This window comes from Haloferax gibbonsii, assembly GCF_001190965.1.
GTDB classification, from domain to species: domain Archaea; phylum Halobacteriota; class Halobacteria; order Halobacteriales; family Haloferacaceae; genus Haloferax; species Haloferax gibbonsii.
Window position 1 is genome coordinate 1464806 of record NZ_CP011947.1, and the last position, 15996, is coordinate 1480801.

The 15996-nt window shown below is 68.3% G+C and carries 16 protein-coding genes; 3 read left to right on the forward strand and 13 right to left on the reverse strand.

The features are described 5' to 3' along the window. Positions 1-107: 107 nt before the first annotated feature. The 4 genes from ABY42_RS07680 to cdd all read right to left on the reverse strand — a co-directional run bounded on the left by ABY42_RS07680 (position 108) and on the right by cdd (position 3875). Entirely contained in the window at positions 108-1301 is a 1194-nt protein-coding gene (locus ABY42_RS07680; RefSeq protein ID WP_004976845.1) for an NAD(P)/FAD-dependent oxidoreductase, read from the reverse strand. A gap of 114 nt (positions 1302-1415) precedes the next feature. Then, complete coding sequence (locus ABY42_RS07685; RefSeq protein ID WP_004976843.1) at positions 1416-2234, reverse strand: nucleoside phosphorylase; 819 nt, start codon at positions 2232-2234, stop codon at positions 1416-1418. Continuing rightward, the gene (locus tag ABY42_RS07690) at positions 2231-3439 is read right to left on the reverse strand and encodes a zinc metalloprotease (RefSeq protein ID WP_004976841.1); all 1209 of its coding nucleotides are present in this window, start codon (positions 3437-3439) and stop codon (positions 2231-2233) included. Before ABY42_RS07690 ends, ABY42_RS07685 begins: the two co-directional genes overlap by 4 nt. 1 nt (position 3440) lies before the next feature. Beyond that, positions 3441-3875 (reverse strand): cytidine deaminase, encoded by a 435-nt coding sequence (gene cdd, locus ABY42_RS07695; RefSeq protein ID WP_004976840.1) that lies wholly within the window; start codon positions 3873-3875, stop codon positions 3441-3443. A 156-nt stretch (positions 3876-4031) separates the two neighbouring features. Here cdd and ABY42_RS07700 point away from each other — a divergent pair, with 156 nt between their 5' ends. Further along, positions 4032-4286, forward strand: a complete 255-nt coding sequence (locus ABY42_RS07700) for a DUF7520 family protein (RefSeq protein WP_004976838.1) — start codon at positions 4032-4034, stop codon at positions 4284-4286. Between the two features lie 97 nt (positions 4287-4383). Then, positions 4384-4653, forward strand: coding sequence for a hypothetical protein (locus ABY42_RS07705; RefSeq protein WP_004976836.1), 270 nt, complete (start codon positions 4384-4386; stop codon positions 4651-4653). A gap of 26 nt (positions 4654-4679) precedes the next feature. On the opposite strand, the gene ABY42_RS07710 is transcribed toward ABY42_RS07705, so the two are convergent. Continuing rightward, positions 4680-5261 carry a GNAT family N-acetyltransferase gene (locus ABY42_RS07710; RefSeq protein ID WP_004976834.1) on the reverse strand — a complete coding sequence of 194 codons (582 nt, stop codon included), beginning with the start codon at positions 5259-5261 and terminating at the stop codon, positions 4680-4682. Between the two features lie 123 nt (positions 5262-5384). Here ABY42_RS07710 and ABY42_RS07715 point away from each other — a divergent pair, with 123 nt between their 5' ends. Beyond that, a complete protein-coding gene (locus ABY42_RS07715) occupies positions 5385-7391 on the forward strand; it encodes an AMP-binding protein (protein ID WP_050459099.1) in 2007 nt (668 codons plus the stop codon). A 21-nt stretch (positions 7392-7412) separates the two neighbouring features. Here the strand turns inward: ABY42_RS07715 and ABY42_RS07720 are convergent, their stop codons facing one another. From ABY42_RS07720 to ABY42_RS07755, 8 genes are all read right to left on the reverse strand, one after another. After that, complete coding sequence (locus ABY42_RS07720) at positions 7413-8720, reverse strand: dicarboxylate/amino acid:cation symporter (RefSeq protein WP_049905196.1); 1308 nt, start codon at positions 8718-8720, stop codon at positions 7413-7415. A gap of 143 nt (positions 8721-8863) precedes the next feature. Then, positions 8864-9571, reverse strand: coding sequence for an AMP-binding protein (locus ABY42_RS07725; protein ID WP_004976828.1), 708 nt, complete (start codon positions 9569-9571; stop codon positions 8864-8866). A gap of 102 nt (positions 9572-9673) precedes the next feature. Continuing rightward, complete coding sequence (locus ABY42_RS07730; protein ID WP_004976826.1) at positions 9674-9994, reverse strand: cupin domain-containing protein; 321 nt, start codon at positions 9992-9994, stop codon at positions 9674-9676. A gap of 52 nt (positions 9995-10046) precedes the next feature. Further along, the gene (gene dnaJ / locus ABY42_RS07735) at positions 10047-11204 is read right to left on the reverse strand and encodes a molecular chaperone DnaJ (RefSeq protein WP_004976824.1); all 1158 of its coding nucleotides are present in this window, start codon (positions 11202-11204) and stop codon (positions 10047-10049) included. Between the two features lie 151 nt (positions 11205-11355). After that, on the reverse strand, positions 11356-13227 hold the full coding sequence (dnaK, locus tag ABY42_RS07740) for a molecular chaperone DnaK (RefSeq protein WP_004976822.1): 1872 nt from the start codon (positions 13225-13227) through the stop codon (positions 11356-11358). A gap of 190 nt (positions 13228-13417) precedes the next feature. Beyond that, positions 13418-14188, reverse strand: a complete 771-nt coding sequence (locus ABY42_RS07745) for an alpha/beta hydrolase (protein WP_197092925.1) — start codon at positions 14186-14188, stop codon at positions 13418-13420. Positions 14189-14320: 132 nt separating this feature from the next. Beyond that, positions 14321-15016: a nucleotide exchange factor GrpE gene (locus ABY42_RS07750; protein WP_004976816.1), complete on the reverse strand. Its 696-nt coding sequence runs from the start codon at positions 15014-15016 to the stop codon at positions 14321-14323. Positions 15017-15132: 116 nt separating this feature from the next. Continuing rightward, positions 15133-15879 (reverse strand): proteasome assembly chaperone family protein, encoded by a 747-nt coding sequence (locus ABY42_RS07755; protein WP_050459102.1) that lies wholly within the window; start codon positions 15877-15879, stop codon positions 15133-15135. Between the last annotated feature and the right edge of the window lie 117 nt (positions 15880-15996).

The window sequence follows — 15996 nt, forward strand, 5'->3', positions numbered from 1 at the left end:
GCTCGCGGCTTAGTAGTGCTCAAAAATCAAAACAGAGCCGAAAAATCGAAACCGAGTCGGCGAGCGTCGGGCGTCGCGTCACCCGGCGGCCGGGCGCGGCGACCGAGTTACAGGTCGTTCCAGGCGGAGAGCGCGCGCTTCGGCGACGTCACGTCCGCAATCCAGTTCGCGGCGATGCCCTTCTTCAGCGTCCGCGCGAGCGGGCCGCCGAAGACGTTGACGGGGAACTCGCCGAAGACGGGGAACTTCACGCCGTGGGCGACGGCGTCGTGACCGATGGAGATGACCGTCCCCTTGTCGGTGAACGTCCAGCGCTTGAGCGGCTTGCCGGCGATGGCGCGGGCGATGTTCTCGCCGGCCACGTCCGCGGCGTCCCAGGCGGCCTGCGCCGTCGGCGGCGCGACGCTGTCGGGGCCCTGCTCGACGAGGGCGCAGTCGCCGACCGCGAAGACGCGGTCGTTACTGGTCTGGAAGTCCTCCTCGGCGAAGAAGCGGTGGGAGCGCTCGTCCTGTTCGAGTTCGACGTCGGACGCCTCGGGCTGGCCGGTGATGCCGCCGGTCCAGACGAGCACGTCGTAGGCGAGTTCCTCGGGCGCTTCGTCCTCGCCGCCGCCGATGAAGACGGTCTCCTCGTCGACCTTCGAGATGAAGTCGCCGGTGAGGATGTCGATGTCGAGGTCTTCGACGCGACGCCGGAGCGCGCCCTGCAGTTCGGGGTCGTTGCCGGGGAAGATTTCGTCCATCCCCTCGACCAGTTTGATGTCGATGGGCGCGCGGTTCGTGTCGCGGTACTCGGCGACCTCGGCGGCCGTCTGGATGCCCGAGAGGCCCGCGCCGCCGATGACGACCTGCGCGGGGTCGTCGCGGGAGGCGTCGGCGGCTGCCTCCTTGATGTCCTGGTGAATCTCGCGGGCGTCGTCGAGACCCTTGAGCTGGTGGGCGAACTCCTCGAGGCCCTCGATGCCGAAGAAGGCGGTCGAAGAGCCGATGGCGACCAGCAGATAGTCGTAGTCGACGGTGTCGCCGCCTTCGAGTTCGACGACCCGGTCGTCGACGTTCACGTCGGTCGCGCGGCCCTTGACGAAGTCGGTCGAGTCCTCCTTGACATCGTCGACGGGGATGGCGATGCTGGACTCGACGCTCGGGTCGCGGATACAGCGGTGGACCTCGTGGAGGACGAGGTGGTAGTCGTGTTCGGCGACCCACGTGAGTTGTGCGTCGTGACCGAGCTCTTCTTCGAGGGTTTTGACCGCGCCGGCCCCGGCGTACCCCGAGCCGAGAACGACGACCTGCGTGCTCATGTCGTCGTCTGTGCAGTCATCCGATAAAGGGGCTTTGAAACCGTCTCCACGACTGTGGTAATTTTGGCCTCCACGGCCCCAGAGCGTCGAAATCCGGGTTCGACGGTTGTCGGATTAATCGAGGCTGAGACCCGCGTGCCAGCGGTCGACGCCCGCGTCTCGCTTGACCGCGTCCATCTTGGCGAGGAGGTGGACCGCGAGACTGGCGGTCTCCGCCGCGCGCGACTCGCCTTCGGTGCGGAACTCGCCCGTGACTCGGTTCGCGTAGACCGAGCAGACGGCCCCCGCGCGGAGGCCGTAGACGTTGGCGATGGTCAGAAGCGCCGCGGCCTCCATCTCGATGTTCTTCACGTTCGCCTCGCGGAGCTCCTCGACCAGCGAGTCGGAGCCGGCGGCGCGGAAGCCCTCGAAGCCGGGGCGTCCCTGTCCCGCGTAGAAGGAGTCGGCGCTCATCGTGAGGCCGACGTGGTAGTCGTAGCCGAGGCGTTCCGCGGCCGCGACGAGCGCCGAGACGACCTCGTGGTCGGCGACAGCGGGGTAGTCCTCGCGGACGTACTCCTTGGAGGTACCCTCCTGTCGGACCGCGCCCGAGGTGATGACGAGGTCGCCCACGTCCATCTCGGGCTGAATCGCGCCGCAGGAGCCGACGCGGATGAAGGTGTCCGCGCCGACGCGGGCGAGTTCCTCGACCGCGATGGCCGCCGAGGGGCTGCCGATACCCGTCGAGGTGACCGAAATCGGCGTTCCGTCGTAGTTCCCGGTCGCAGTCCGGTACTCCCGGTGGTAGGCCTTCTCCTCGTGGTCGTCCCACAGCGCCGTCACCTTGTCCACGCGCTCGGGATTTCCGGGGAGCAACACCGCGTCGGCGAGGTCCTCGGGACCGACTTCGAGGTGGTACTGAACCTCGTCGTTCGGGTCCTCGCTATCGTTCATGGCTCTACTCGCGGGCCAGCGGTGGAAATTCTTGCGTTCTCCGGAGGCGTCGTCGCGTTCCCTGTCGGTCTCTCGACCGCCGCGTCGACCGTCGCCTCGCCCGCGACCCCGCGCCACGCCGGGTCGTCGGAGAGGTCGCCGTCGCGGAACGGCGGCGGGAGGTCGGCGCGCTCGTCGGCCGCCAGCAGGTAGCCGAGTCCCGCGCCGACGTACCAGTCGACGAGCGACGGGTCGAGGTCGGCGTCGACGACGAGGTCACCGCCGGTGTACCACTCCAGCGCCTCGTCGTCGTCGGCGTCGACACCGGTCCGTCGCCAGCGCACGCCCGAGTCGCCGTCGCCGAACGCCGACACCGAGAGCGTCACGTCCGCCATCGCGGGGTCGGAAACGCGCTCGAACGAGAGGTTCGCGGGCGCGACGCCGTCGCCCCCGGCCTCGTAGTACGACAGCGCGTGGTCGAGTTCCGCCTCGTAGGTCGCCCGGTCGTCGGGCGAGACGTTCGAGAGGTCGACGTGAACCGCGACGGTCCGCTCGCGGAAGGGCGTCTCCCGGTCGGCGGCGTCCGGTTCGGGCAGTCGCGTCGTCTCGATGCGCTCGGACAGCACGGCGAAGTCGCCGGCGTCGTCGTGGGTCAGCCCGAGCAGGTGGCCGAACTCGTGGCGCAGGACCGTCTTGGTCGTCCGGTCGTCGTAGCCGGCGGCGACGACCACCGACACCGGTTCGCTGGGCGCGGTCGGGTCGTCGCCGTCCAAGAGGGGCGCACAGCCGACCGCGTCGGTGCCGTCGTAGTCGCCGCAGGCGTCGATTCGCTCGACGACCGAGACGGTCACGTCCGGGGCCGAGGCGTTCGGCACCACGACGAACGCCGGGTCGTAGGCGGTCGCCGACGCGTTCGCTCGCCAGTAGTCGACCGCCGATTCGACGAGCGAGGCGTAGTCGCGGCCGTCCGCGGGCGCGTCGATGCCGACGACGATGGGCGCGCGACGCCACGGGTTGTCCGCGGGTCGCGTCTCCGGCATCGCCGCGGAGCCGGTTCCGCCGCGGACGGCCGAGACGGCTCCGTCGTCGCCGTCGGTCGCGTCGGCCGGAGCTCCGAGGGCCGCGTCTACGACGGGTGGCGCGGGCGACAGAGACGTGCACCCAGAGAGTACCACGAGAAGGGCGAGCGCGAGGGCGGCGGTTCCGCGGCCGACGGCGAGGGACACGTTATTCGTCGGGCTCGGCGTCGGCGTCGCGCTTCGCCGCGGCGGCCTCCAGCGTGTCCAGCGAGATGGTGTTCGGGAGGAGTTCGCCGAGCGCGTACTCGGCGACGTCGTCGCCGCCGAGGTCGCAGACGACCGGGAGGTCCTCGTCGCAGAACTCCGCGAGGGTCTGGCGGCACATCCCGCAGGGCGTCACGCCGTCGCGTGCGCCCGAGGTGACGACGAGGCGGTCGAACTCCGTGTGGCCGTTCTTTACCGCCTCCGCGACGGCGACCTCCTCGGCGTGGAGGCTGTTCGAGTAGTTCGCGTTCTCGATGTTGCAGCCGACGTAGACCTCGCCGTCGGCGGTCCTGAGCGCCGCTCCGACGGTGTACTCCGAGTAGGGAACGTAGGCGTTGTCGAGCGCTTCGCGGGCGCGTTCGACGAGTGCTTCGGGCATTGGGCGCTCATTCGCGTGGGGTGGCTTAGTTCGTTCGGCTCCCCGAGACTGTCGTGTCGGCCGACGGACACGGACCGACACGGGCGAGATTACGGGGTCGCTCGCCCGTCGCGTCGTCCCGCAAGCGACTATACGGCTCGGCCCTAACGCGGCGTCGTGAACGACACATCCGGCGGACGACGAATCCTGCTCCTCGTCGGCGCGAGCGTCGTGGCCATCTCCGGCATCCTCGGCGTCTTCATCGGCGAGAACGGCGGCCAGGTCGCCGCCGAGATATCGCTGTTCGGCCTCCTCTCGCTGCCGACGACCCCGCTCGCGTTCAGCCTCTACGGGATGGTGTTCTCGGCCGTCATCCTCGGCGCGCTGTTCGCGCTCGTCGAGTACGCCTCGCGCGTCGAAAACGCCCGATAGGACGGCGGCTACCGACGCTGGCGGCGAAGGCGTATCGGCCGGGGAACTCCGACCGAAAGGCGGACCGTTTTTGCTCGTCCGGCCCCGACGAACCCGCATGGACGCGCCCTCGTCGACCTCGACCTCGGACGCCTCGGCCGGCGACGCCTCGCCCGGCCCGCTCCCGGAGGACACGGGCGGCAAGAACCGAAAGCGCGCCGCGCTGGCGACCGCGCCGTTCCTCGCGCTCGGACTGGCCGACGTGGTGCTCATCCTCCTGCAGGGGCTCGAACCCCTCTGGGGGTTCGCCATCCTCCCGCCGATTCTGTTCTGTAGCGTGCTGACCTGGATCGTCTTCAGCACCGACTTCCTCGACGACCGGACCTGACTCGGTCCCGGCTCGGTGCCGGAGATTCAGCGCCGCAGGTTCGTGGAGTACTTCGTCGGCGTCTCCTCGTCGTAGCCGAAGTCCTCGGCGGTCAGCTCCGGCTCGGCGTCCCCGACGCTCGCGGGCGCGGCGACTTTGAACCGCTCGCGGAGGCGCTCGGGCATCGAGAACGCCTCGCGGTCGAGTCGGAGCGCGATGGCGTCGCCGTCGACCTCTCTGACCCGGTCGAGTCGCCGACGCGGTCCCGCCGGGAGGTCCTCGGCGTCGACCGCCTCGAAGCCGAACTGCGCGCAGTAGCCGTGGTCCGAGGTGAAGCCGTAAACCGTCTCGAACTCCTCGGCCGCGGCGCGGTCGACCAGTCGCTCGACGACGTGCGCGCCGACGCCCTGTCCGCGCCACCGCTCCGAAACGCCGACGCAGGTGACCTCGCAGAACGGCTCGTCGGTCTTGTGGACCCGGATTCGCCCGAACCCCGCCTTCTCGCCGGACTCCTCGTCGAGCGCGATGACGTAATCGCGGGACCGGAAGGAGCCGTCGTCGAGTCCGAGTTCCTCCAGCGAGTCGAGCAACCAGACCTCGTCTCGGTTCTTCGCGTCTCGGACGTACATGCTTACTCGTAGCACACCGGCCGACAAAAACGACTCGGGCCGGTACGACGATTCCCGCCGCGTCCGGCGAACTCAACGAAAGAACACTAAAGATTCATGGTCGCGGTCGCGGTACCTCGATTCATGGACGTACCCGACACCGACACCGTGGTACACGAACCGGACCCGGCGTTCGTCGAGGACGCCAACGTCACCCGATTCATGCGGGAACACGACATCGAGGACTACGACGAACTCATCGAGCGGACGACGACCGAGGTCCCGGGCGTCGGTGCCTCGGGCGTCGAGTGGTTCTGGGACGAACTCGTCGACTACCTCGATATCGACTTCTACGAGGAGTACGACGCCGTCCGCGACGACTCGGAGGGGCCGCAGTTCTCCCGCTGGTACCCCGGCGGCGAAATCAACGTCGCCCACAACACCCTCGACCGCCACGCCGCGGTCGACTCCGGGAACCGGAACCGGGTCGCCTGCATCTGGGAGGGCGAAGACGGCGAGGTCGTCCAGCGGACCTACCACGACCTCTACCGCGAGGCCAACCGCGTCGCCAACGTCCTCGAATCGTACGGCGTCGAGACCGGCGACACCGTCGGCCTCTACATGCCGATGGTCCCCGAGGTCATCTCCATCCTCTACGGCTGTTTCAAGGTCGGCGCGATAGCCGTCCCCATCTTCTCCGGGTTCGGCGTCGACGCCACCGCGACCCGCCTCGAAGACCCCGAGTGCTCGGTGCTTTTCACCGCCGACGGCTTCTACCGCCGCGGCTCGGAGGTCCGACTGAAACCGACCGCCGACGAGGCGATGGACGAAGCGGGCTGCGTCGAGAACGTCGTCGTCTACCGGCGGTTCGGTGACGAAAGCGGGGGTAGCGACGCCGACGTGCCGTGGACCGAGGGCCGCGACGAGTGGTGGGACGACACCGTCGGCGAGGCCGACGCGGCGTACGAAACCAAGCGCCTGCCGTCGGACGCCGAGTCGATGCTCCTGTACTCCTCGGGGACGACCGGCAAGCCGAAAGGCATCGTCCACACCCACGCGGGCGTCCAGATGCAGACCGCCAAGGAGATTCACTTCGGCTTCGACCAGAAGCCCGAAGACCGCTTCTTCTGGGTCTCCGACATCGGCTGGATGATGGGGCCGTGGACGCTCATCGGGAACCACACCTTCGCCGGCACGGTCTTCATGTACGAGGGCGCGCCCGACTACCCGAACCCGGACCGCTTCTGGGACATGATAGAGCGCCACCGAATCACCACCTTCGGCATCTCGCCGACGGCCATCCGCGCCCTGCGGAAGTACGGCGACGAGGAGGTAGAGAAACACGACCTGTCGAGCCTCCGCCTGCTCGGGTCGACCGGCGAGCCGTGGGACCCCGAGTCGTGGATGTGGTTCTACGAGCGCGTCGGCGGCGGCGAAGCCCCCATCATCAACATCTCCGGCGGCACCGAAATCTGCGGCTGTTTCCTCATGCCGATGCCGACCCAACCGCTCAAGCCCTGCTCGCTCGGCGGCCCCGGCCTCGGGATGGACATCGACATCGTGGACTCCTCGGGCGCGTCCATCGCCGACACCCACGAACGGGGCTTCCTCGTCGCCCGCGACTCCTGCCCGTCGATGACCAAGAGCCTCTGGGAGGGCGACGAGCGCTACCTCGACACCTACTGGTCGTCGTGGGACGACCTCTGGGACCACGGCGACTGGGCGCAGAAGGACGAAGACGGCTTCTGGTTCCTCCACGGCCGCGCCGACGACGCCCTCAACGTGGCCGGCCGCAAGGTCGGCCCCGCCGAGGTCGAAGGCGCGCTCATCGAACACGACGCGGTGAATCAGGCCGCCGCCGTCGGCGTCCCGGACGACACCACCGGGACCGCCGTCGTCGCCTACGTCGTCCTCGAAGACGGCGTCGAAGAGAGCGACGACCTCCGCGAGGAGCTTCGCGGCGTCGTCGGCGACGAGTTGGGCAAGCCGTTCCGCCCGCGCGAAATCCTGTTCGTCGACGAGTTCCCGAAGACGCAGTCGGGCAAAATCATCCGCCGCGCCATCGCCTCGATTTACGCGGGCGAGGACCTCGGCGACATGAGCAGTATCGAGAACCCCGAGTCGCTCGAAAAGATAGAAAACGCGTCCTGAAGCGGTTTTTTCCGCCTTCGTTCAGTCGGACAGCGCCGCGCCGACACCGTCGTTCCACGCGTCGGCGGTGAAGTCGACCGCGTCGTTCCACGTGGCAACGACGGTCGTCACCGCGAGGTCGCCGGTCACGTTCACCATCGTCCGGATGCGGTCGAGGATGGGGTCGACGCCGGCGACGAGACCGACGATTTCCAGCGGGAGTCCCAACTGCGTCAAGACGAGCGTGAGCATGATGAGCCCCGACCCGGGGACGCCGGCAGTCCCGATGCTCGCCAGCACGGCGACCGCGACGACCGCGAACTGGTCGGCCAGAGAGAGGTTCACGCCGACGATGTTCGCCGCGAAGATGGCCGCGACGCCCTGATACATCGCCGTGCCGTCCATGTTGATGGTCGCACCGAGCGGAAGGGTGAAGCCGTAGATGCGTTCTTCGATGCCGAGGTTGTCGTCCGCGTCGGACATCGTCACCGGGAGCGTCCCGGACGACGACCGGATGCTCAGCGCGGTCACCATCGCGTCGCGCGCGCCGGAGAGGAACGCAACCGGCGACCGACCCGCGACCCCGACGACGAACGTGCCGAGGTAGACGACCCCGATGTGGACGACGGCCGCGAGGAGCATCGTTCCGATGAGGAGCGCGAAGGGCAGGATAGCGTCGACGCCGGCGGTGCCGAAGACGTTCGCCATGAGCGCGAAGACGCCGAGGACGCCGAACTCCATCGCCCCCCAGACGACCTTGTACATCGCTTCTGCGCCCGCGTCGGCGAGGTCGAAGAACGCCTCGATGCCGCGTTTGACCTGCTCGTCGTCCGTCTCTTCCCACGCCAGCGTGAGGCCGAGGCCGAACACGACGACGAAGAAGATGGTCGGGAGCACGCTGCCCTCGGCCATCGCACCGACGGGGTTCGTCGGGACGATGTTGAGGACGACCTCGACCGCGTTCGGGGCCTCCGCACTCTGGGCTTCAGCGCCGGCGAGCAGCTCTTCGAGCCCGCGAGAGCCGGGGGACACGAGGTTGCTCACGCCGAGACCGATGGCGACCGCAAACGCGGACGTGAGCGCGTACAGCCCGACTACCTGCGCACCGACGCGGCCGAGCGACGACGGCGAGAGCTGTCGAACGCCCATCAGGAGCGTGAACACCACGATGGGAACGATGAGCATCTTCAGCAGTCGGACGAACAGGTCGCCGACCGGTTTCAGGGCCGTCGCCGGCTCACCGACGACGAGGCCGACGAGCGACCCGAGGACGAACGCGACCCCGATTCGGTAGACGATGCCGACCGACCGATACCGGTTCCACAGAGACACAATGCTAGACTGTGACATGTAACGTGTTTGCACTAACGATACAGCCAGAATATAAATATAGCGGTGGAAATCCTGAATTTAACACCGGGGTGGAATTCAATCTCAAATATGAATTAATAGTTGGAGTCTTCGGTGATTTCTCTCCACCCCACGCGTCGTCGTCAGTACGCGTCGTCCGGCGCGAGGGCGACCGCTTCGGGAACCCCGTCGCCGACTGCGAGCGCCGCTTCGACGGCCTCGTCGCCCGCCGGGATTCGAATCGTCCCGCCGGCGAGAAGCGGGGCGAGCACGCCGGCGACGACGGTTCCCGGGTGGCTGAGCGACGACCTGACCGCGACCGTGTCGTCCTCGCCGAGGTCGAAGTCGGCGGCCACCCGTCGGGCCGCGTCCAGCAGGTCGCCGTGGGTGAACTCGCGGTCGTCGGCGACGAGCGCCGGGTCGTCGGGCGCGACGACTTCCGGGTGGACCGCCGGGTTCTCGCTCCAGACCTCCTGTTCCCAGTGCGTCGTCGCGGGCGAACTCGGCGGGCCACCGAACACGGCGAGTTTCTGCCCCGGCGGCAGGTCGGCGAACTCCGTCTCGCGGTCGACGGCGACGACGGTCGCTCGCGCCTCGACCGCCGGGTCGAACGCGGTCACCGCGCCGAGTTGGGCCGCCCCGAGGAACGTCAACAGCGGTTCGGGGAGCGAGACCGGGTCGACCGCGACGCGAGCGCCCTTGCGGACGCCGAGGTAGCGGAGGACGTTCCCGGCCTTGTACGAGGTCGTGATGAGGTCGTGGTACGTGTAGGTCCGGCCGGGGCCGTCGACCCGGAGGGCGAGTCGGTCGCTCCGCCGGTCGCGGGCCATGAGGTCGCCGATAACGTCCATGGCCGGTCGTAGGGAGTCGGCGCGAAAAAAGGCCCCGAGGCGCTCTCGCGGTCCGAGAACGCGGCGGGGCGGGCGTCGACGTCTGAGTCCCGGCTCCGTCGCTCAGGGCGCGCCCGCGATGACGAACGTGCTCTCTTCGGGACCGTTTCGGAGTTCGCGGGTGTCCTCGGGCGAGACGCGTACTGCGTCGCCGGGTTCGAGGTCGACTTTCTTGTCTTCGACGACGAGCGTCGCCCCGCCGGAGACGAGGAAGTACACTTCTTCGTGGCCCTGTTCGGCGTGGTCGTGCGGCTTGCCGGACCAGTCGGGGTCGGTCTCTAACACGCTGAAGCCGAGTTCGACGCAGTCGAGTTCGTCTCGCAGGAAATGGAGGCCGCCGCCGACCGCGTCTACGTCCTCGTAGTTCGCTTTCGTGTAGGACATCGCCTGAACTGACGGCCGCCGGACAAGAGAGCGTGGTGGTGCCGGAAATCCGTTACAGCGAGTTCTTCAGCTTCTGGAAGAGGCCCTCTTTGACCTCCTCGCCGCCGGCCTCGGCGAACTCCTTGAGCGCCTCGCGCTGTTCCTTGTTGAGGTCCTCGGGCGTGACGACGTGGACCTCGACGTGCAGGTCGCCGTGACCCCGACCGTCGAGGTGGGGCATCCCCGCGCCGGAGACGGTGAACGTCGACCCGCTTTGGGTGCCCGCGGGCACCTTCAGTTCCTCCTCGCCGTCGAGCGTCGGCACCTCGACGGTCGCGCCGAAGACGGCCTGCGGGAAGGAGATGGGGTGGGTGTAGCGGAGGTCGTCGCCGTCCCGCTCGAACTCCTCGTGGTCGCGGACGTTGACCTCGACGAACAGGTCGCCGTTGGGGCCGCCGTTCTCGCCGGGTTCGCCCTCGCCGCGGTAGCGGAGGCGCTGGCCGTCGCGGAAGCCGGCGGGGATAGTGATGGTCACGTCGCGAGTACGGCGGACGCGCCCGCTGCCGCGACACTCCGAGCAGTCCTCGCTGTAGGTCTCGCCCTCGCCGCCGCAGGCGCGACAGGTCGTCGTCTGCTGGACGCGGCCGAAGGGCGTCTGCTGGACCGTCGTCTGCTGGCCCGAGCCGTTACACTCCGAACAGGTGTTCACGTCGGCGTCCTCGGGGTGGCCCTCGCCGTCGCACTCGGGACAGACCTCGCGGCGGCGAATCGTCACGTCGCGCTCGACGCCGTGGTAGGCGTCTTCGAGGTCGATGGAGATGCGCTGGGCCACGTCGCGACCCTGCTGGGGACGGTTGCGCTGTTGGCCGCCCGCGCCGCCGTTGAAGAGGTTGTTGAAGATGTCCTCGAAGCCGCCACCGCCGCCGCCCATCCCGCCGAAGGGGTTGCCGCCGCCGCCGAAGGGATTGCCTCCCCCGCGGCCGCCGCCACCGCCGCCGCGTTTCTGGGACTGCTGGAAGCGCTCGTGGCCGACTTGGTCGTACATCTGCCGCTTCTCGTCGTCCGTGAGCACCTCCTTTGCCTTCTGGACCTTCTTGAACTTCTCCTCGGCGTCGTCCTCGTCGGAAACGTCGGGGTGGTACTTCGCGGCCTTCTTGCGGTACGCGTTCTTGATCTCGTCTTTCGAGGCGTCCCGCGAGACCCCGAGTACGTCGTAGAAGTCCTCGCTCATCAGTTGCTCTCTTGTAGCCGGTGAAGGTATTTGAAAAGTCCGTCTCTCGTATCGCGGCGAGCGCGAGCGGCGTCAAATCCGGGATTCCGACCGGATTCGACCGCCGGCGTCGGGTCTCTCGGCGACCCGAGAGTCGGTCAGGTGGTTAGCGTTAGTTGTCCTCGTCTTCCTCGTCGAAGTCCGCGTCGGCGTCGACGAAGTCCTCGGGGTCCGCACCGCCGGGGCCGCCGGCCGCGCCCGCACCAGCGCCAGCGCCGCCGGCACCGCCGGCCTGCGCCTGCTGTTGGTACATGCGCTTGCCGATTTCCTGCAGTTCCTTCGAGAGGTCCTCGGTCACGTCTTCGAGTTCGTCCGTGGAGGCGTCGTCGTCTTCGAGGACCGCTTCGACGTCCTCGATGGCCGCCTCGATGTCGGCGCGGAGTTCGTCGTCGACGTTCTCTTCGTTCTCTTCGAGGAGCGTCTCGGCGCGCTGGACCGCGCCCTCGGCCTCGTTGCGGGCCTCGACGGCGCGGCGGCGCTCTTTGTCCTCTTCGGCGTGCTGTTCGGCCTCCTGCTGCATGCGGTCGATCTCGTCGTCGGAGAGGCCCGCACCGCCCTCGATGGTGATGGACTCGGCGTTGCCGGAGCCCTTGTCCTCAGCGGAGACGTTGACGATGCCGTTCTCGTCGATGTTGAAGCCGACTTCGATCTGCGGGGTGCCCGCGGGGGCCGGCGGGATGCCGGAGAGCGTGAACTCGCCGAGGAGCTCGTTGTCCTCGGCCATCTCGCGTTCGCCCTGGAAGACGCGGACCTGCACCGTCGTCTGGTTGTCGGCCGCGGTGGTGAATATCTTCGACTCCTCGGTCGGAATCGTCGTGTTCTTCTCGATGAGGCGCTCGAAGAGGCCGCCTTTGACCTCGATACCGAGCGACAGCGGCGTCACGTCGAGGAGGACGATGTCGTCGACCTCGCCGCCGAGAACGCCGCCCTGGATGGCCGCGCCGAGCGCGACGGCCTCGTCGGGGTTGACGGACTTCTTCGGCTCGGAGCCGAGCAGCTCTTCGACCTTGTCGAGGACCTGCGGCATCCGGGTGGAGCCGCCGACGAGGATGACGTCGTCGATGTCGCCCTTGTCGTAGCCGGCGTCTTCGAGCGCCTGCTCGGTCGGCTCGACCGTCCGGTCGATGAGGTCAGCGGTGAGCGACTCGAACTTCGCGCGGGTCAGGTCGTATTCGAGGTGGACCGGCCCGGAGTCGGTCGCCGTGATGAACGGGAGGTTGATGGTCGTCTCCTTGCGGGAGGAGAGCTCGATTTTGGCCTCCTCTGCCGCGTCCTTGAGGCGCTGGAGGGCCTGTCGGTCCTCGCGGAGGTCGATGCCGTGGTCGTTCTTGAACTCGGTGGCGAGCCAGTCGATGATGGCCTCGTCCCAGTCGTCGCCGCCGAGGTCGTTGTCCCCGTTCGTGGCGACCACTTCGTAGACGCCGCCGCCGAGGTCGAGGACGGACACGTCGAAGGTGCCGCCGCCGAGGTCGTAGACGAGCACGGTCTGGTTCGACTCGTCGTCGAGGCCGTAGGCCATGGAGGCCGCGGTCGGCTCGTTGACGATGCGCTCGACTTCGAGACCCGCGATTTCGCCGGCGTCCTTCGTCGCCTGACGCTGCTTGTCGTTGAAGTACGCGGGGACGGTGATGACGGCCTTCTTCAGTTCGTCGCCGAGGTAGTCCTCGGCGTCGCGCTTGATCTTCTGGAGAATCATCGCCGAAATCTGCTCCGGCGTGTACTCCTCGCCCTCGATGTCGACGGAGTAGCCGTCCTCGCCCATGTGGCGCTTGATGGACCGAATCGTGCGCTCGGGGTTCTGGATGGCCTGGTTCTTCGCCGGCTTGCCGACCAACCGCTCACCGTCGTCGGTGAACGCGACGACGGAGGGGGTAGTTCGGTCGCCTTCTGCGTTCACGATAATCTCCGGGTCGCCGCCCTCCATCACCGCGAACGCGCTGTTCGTGGTGCCGAGGTCGATACCCAGAATCTTGTTGCTCGCCATCTTGCCCGCAAATACCGTCTTTTGCCGGTTAAAGGTTACTAGATACTGCGACACACGGCGCGCACCGAGGTCGACGCTGTCTTGCGATTTTGCGTTCTCGCGTCGAAACAGGTCGGTCGATTTATGTAGAACCGCCGACCGCGTCGCCAGCGTCGCGTCCGGCAGAGTCGATGTCGATGGCGACGGCGTCTCAGTCCATCGACTGCGGTCGCTCCGTTCCGTCGGTCGAGTCGTCGGAGCCGGGCGCGCCCGCACCGCCGAGTCGGAGCGACGACGGGTCCGCTCCGGCGAGGGCGTCGAGCACCACCGAGAGCGTCCGCTCCCTGCCCTCGCTGGCGAAGAACTCGTGGCCGCCGTCGTACGGGACGAGGTTCGACGCGGGGGTCCGGTCGCCAATTGCGCGAACGTCGACGACCCGGTCCGACAGCGAGACGAAGACCACGTCGTCGGGACGGAACGGCGGCAGCGACTCCTGCGCGCCGTGAATCGTGCGGAGGAAGGCGGGCGAGGCGTTGTCCGGGCCGTCGGCCAGTTCGGCGGCGAGTTTCAGTTCGCCGAGGTCCGTACGAGAGATGCCCGCGGGGACGAACGGGCGCGTCGTCGGCAACCGCCTGACGACGGGGAGCAGCAGGCCATCGAGGCCGGCGGTCGCGGTCCCCCACCACGGGCTCAAAAAGACGTTCCGGACCGCGAGGTCGAGGTGGGCGGCGACGAGGCCGCCGGTGCTGTGGCTGAGGACGAGGTCGATGTCGCGGTCGACCGCGTACGCCCGCACCGGGCTCACGTACTGGCCCTCGAACTCCCAGCCGTTCGTCGGGAGTTCGACGGCGTGGACGTGGTAGCCCTCGTAGGTGAGGCGGTCGAGGAGCCACTCGACGCTCCGGTGACCCGGCTTGTTGCCCCATCCGAGGACGAAAAGCAGGTCGTCGTCGCCGGGGTCACCGTGTTGGGTGACGCGCACGGTCGGCCGCCGCCGACGGGAACGAAGTCGCATGCCGTAGTGATTGCGAGGTGAGAACAAAAGTCCTCCCCGGGTCGGCGACGCGTCAAGCCGCCGTGGCCGGCCGCGGGGAGACAGCCGCGTCGCTCGCGACTACTCGCCCTTACTGACCGTGATCTGCGCGGCGCGGATGACCTTGTCGGCCATCTCGTAACCGGGCTGGAACACGTCGGCGACGGTGTCCGCGGGCTCGTCGCTGTCGACGCGCATCATCACCTCGTGGCGGTTGGGGTCCACGTCCGTCCCCGGTTCGGGGGCGATGATTTCGACGTTCTCGTCTTCGAGGATGCGGTCGAACTCCTTGAGCGTCGATTCGAGGCCGCCGCGGATGTCGGCGTCCTCGTCCTGGTCGAGCGCGCGGACGAGGTTGTCGCGGACGGTGACGACGCGCTCGACGAAGTCCTCGGTGGCGCGCTCTTTTATCTGGTCCTGTCGCTTCTTCGCGCGCTTCTTGTAGTTCTGGAAGTCCGCCTGCGTGCGCTTGAGGCGGGACTGGAGTTCCTCGGCCGTCGCTTCGGCCTCGTCGCGCTCGGCTTCGAGGTCGGCGACGCGGGCTTCGAGCGCCGCGACCTCGGCCGCGAGGTCGTCGTCGTACTCGGCGACGCGGTCGGAGACGGCCGGCCCGTCGCCCGTCGCGTCGGGGTCCTCGGCCGCCGACTCGGCGCTCGACGCCTCGCCCTCGGCGTCCGTCGCCGCGTCTTCGGCCGCCTGCGCCGCTGCGTCGGGTGCCGCGTCGGGCTCGGATTCCGCGTTCGCGTCCGTGGCCGACTCGGCAGGGTCGTCGCTCATGGGCGGGAGAAGTGGCCGGCGCGGCTTAAACGTGTAGACTGCGGGCCGGCCGAAACGCTTCTCACCGTGGGGCGGCCGCGCGGGTCGATACCCGCCGTCACCGACCGACAGCGGCCTTACTGGTACATCCCGAGCGGCCGGGCCTGCGTGCTCTCCTCGTCGGACTGCTGCATCCGCCGGGCCAACTGCTCTTTCGCCTGCCGTATCTCGGTAGCGCTGTCCACGAGGTCGTCCACGGGGACCTCGACGCCGACGAGCGGTTCGATGCCGTGTTTGATGATGACCCGGGCCGCCTCGGGGTCCGGGAACTGCGGGTCCGACTCGACGACCAACGCGAGCGCCGGGCGGCCGACCGAGACGGCGTTGCTCAGGAGCGCGCCCGTCGGTCCCGAGACGAGGCCGGTCTCCGTCGGACGGTCGATGCCGGCGTCTTCGAGCCGCGACGTCGCGCCGTCGGTGCCGACGCCGTAGAGCGCGGGCACGTCCTCGGACTTCTCGTGGGCGATGCCCGAGAGGAACACGGGAAGCACGTCGAGGTCTTCGAACCACGGGCCGAGACAGCTGGCGAGTTCGGTCGCCGCGTCGGGCCGGATGGGGATGTCGCTCTGGAGGACGAGCAGGTCCCGCTCCGCGTCGGCGTAGAGCCTGACTGGCGGGTGAAGTGTCGGGTCGTCCTTCATGTAGACCGCAACCTTCGGGACGCCCTCGCAGAACACGTCCGCGTAGTGGGTCATGTCGAACGCCTCCACCAGGTGGTCGGCCGCAATTTTGCCGACCAACCCGACGCCCGGCAGTCCTTCGACCAGCGTCGGCGACTCCAGTTCGTCGGTGAGTTCCTCCGCGAGGACGCGAATGCGTGCCATACGTGAACATGGTCGCCGGGGCGAAGTAAATCCGACGGGCGACTGCGTCGCTATCGACGGACGGGTCCGCGTCCGTGAACCGTCCCGCGTCGCCTCCCCGCGGCTCCGAGCTCGTCA